General features: G+C 61.2%; 3 protein-coding genes. All 3 read left to right on the forward strand.

Annotated features, from left to right (window positions below; all coding sequences use genetic code 11):
- Window positions 1-622, forward strand: a 622-nt coding sequence (locus ABUA09_RS18250) for a hypothetical protein (RefSeq protein ID WP_349949629.1), incomplete at its 5' end; no start/stop codon positions are given.
- Window positions 623-639: 17 nt separating this feature from the next.
- Window positions 640-1131 carry a hypothetical protein gene (locus tag ABUA09_RS18255; RefSeq protein WP_349949630.1) on the forward strand — a complete coding sequence of 164 codons (492 nt, stop codon included), beginning with the start codon at window positions 640-642 and terminating at the stop codon, window positions 1129-1131.
- Between the two features lie 11 nt (window positions 1132-1142).
- Window positions 1143-1313, forward strand: coding sequence for a hypothetical protein (locus ABUA09_RS18260; protein WP_156113826.1), 171 nt, complete (start codon window positions 1143-1145; stop codon window positions 1311-1313).
- The last annotated feature ends 385 nt before the right edge of the window (window positions 1314-1698 follow it).

A 1698-nucleotide genomic window follows, 5' to 3' on the forward strand; every position in this document is an offset into this window, starting at 1 on the left:
GCTCCGGGGCCTCAAAGGGGATACGGTGGCCCACAGCAACCAGTTTGAGCTGCTGGTGAGCGGGAGCATCAACGCTGTGGAAGCATTTCCGAGCGTCGAGCCCTCGGAGCTTGCCCAGATGGAGGCCAGGGTCACGCAGGCCAAGGCCGACGCAGTGGCCGCCGCAGACCGGGCGGAAGCGGCGGCGGTCCACCCGCCCAAGCTGTCCGGGGATCAGACGTGGATGGTGTGGGACCTGGAGAGCGGGGCGTATCAGGATACCGGCGTCTACTCCGGCGGGGCGGCCCCAACATTGGGCCCGACGGGAATTGGGTCGTCGGCGGCGTGGATACCGGCGTATCGGCGACGGGTCCCAGAGGAGAACAGGGACCTATCGGTCCCGCTGGTCCCCAGGGAGAGAAGGGAGATCCAGGAGAACAGGGACCAGCGGGGCCCAAGGGAGACACCGGGGAGCAAGGCCCGCAGGGGCCGAAGGGCGATACCGGCGCCCAGGGATTGCAAGGCCCAAAAGGAGACCAGGGGGAACCGGGCATCCAAGGCCCGCAGGGGCCCAAAGGTGACACCGGAGACACCGGCCCGCAGGGTCCCGCAGGTGCGGATGGCGTCGGCCTCCCCACCGTGACCGCAGAGGACAACGGCATGTATGCGGGCGTGGTGGACGGAGCGTGGGGCAAGGTGAGCGCGCCGGGTGGGGGCGGAGAGTGGACAGAGCTCTTGCGCGATGATGGGATCGTGCTCGATTCTGCCGGGGTAGGAAGTGTCCAACTTACGCTAACCCATCAGTTGAGCACATACAAAGAGATGATGTGCGCAGTGGAATGCCCAGCTAATACGAAACAATACCAGCCATCCAGCATTACGGTGGATGGGATACAAGTCGCTTTTTATCCGGGGGTTGTTCCTGCGAACACTATGAAGCAATATCTATTCCACGTTACATTATTTGGCGACGGGTCTTTTGCGGAATATTTGTCAACTGCCACAACTGATATTCTGTTTGGGGCATTCCTGGGGGCAACCACCGGAGGAACCCGGTACGGGAAAATAGGAGTTCCTACAGGGCAGTTACGCATGGATTTTAATGCAGCAGACATAACCGGCACGGTAAAAGTTCGCATTTTGGCGAGATAGGGGGGAAGCACGTGAGGGTTTATGATAACGGCATCTACCGCGACGCCACAGCAGAAGAGCTCGCGGAGCTGGAGGCCATGGGACAGGCCCAGCCCCCCATCTCGCCCACAGAGGCGGAACGGCTCTCCGCGCTGGAGGCGGCCATGCTGGAGCTGATGATGGGAGGGACAGGCGATGGTTGAGTTTATCCGCATCCAGTATCGTCTGGGCCGTCTGACGGCGGAGCAGGTGCGCTCCATGGCCCCGAAGTGGATCACTGCCGATCAGGCGGAAGAGATTATCCATATGTGACAGGCCAACTTGGCCGGAAAGGAAGTCAGCTATGAAGCATCTGTACGAGTACATCACGGTGAACGCAAGATGAACTATTATAACAGATCCACTAGGGATATGGCGCAGGGCCGGGACCCGAGCCAGAATCTGATTTTAGTCTACAAACGCAAGGAGCCCCATCCGAGCCCAGCGACAGCGGGTCGGATGGGGAGCGGACGAACGACGGAGCGGATGAGACCTGCCCGGGAGGGCGGGGCGAAGGATGCGAAGTCGGTGAGGATGACAAGAAGGAGA

It is taken from the genome of Intestinimonas sp. RTP31139st1_F5_RTP31139_211217 (assembly GCF_040226735.1).
Lineage (GTDB): Bacteria > Bacillota > Clostridia > Oscillospirales > Oscillospiraceae > Intestinimonas > Intestinimonas butyriciproducens.

Coding starts and splice junctions, on each gene's coding strand:
- ABUA09_RS18255 (WP_349949630.1), top strand. CDS start 640: ATGTATGCGGGCGTGGTGGACGGAGCGTGGGGCAAGGTGAGCGCGCCG.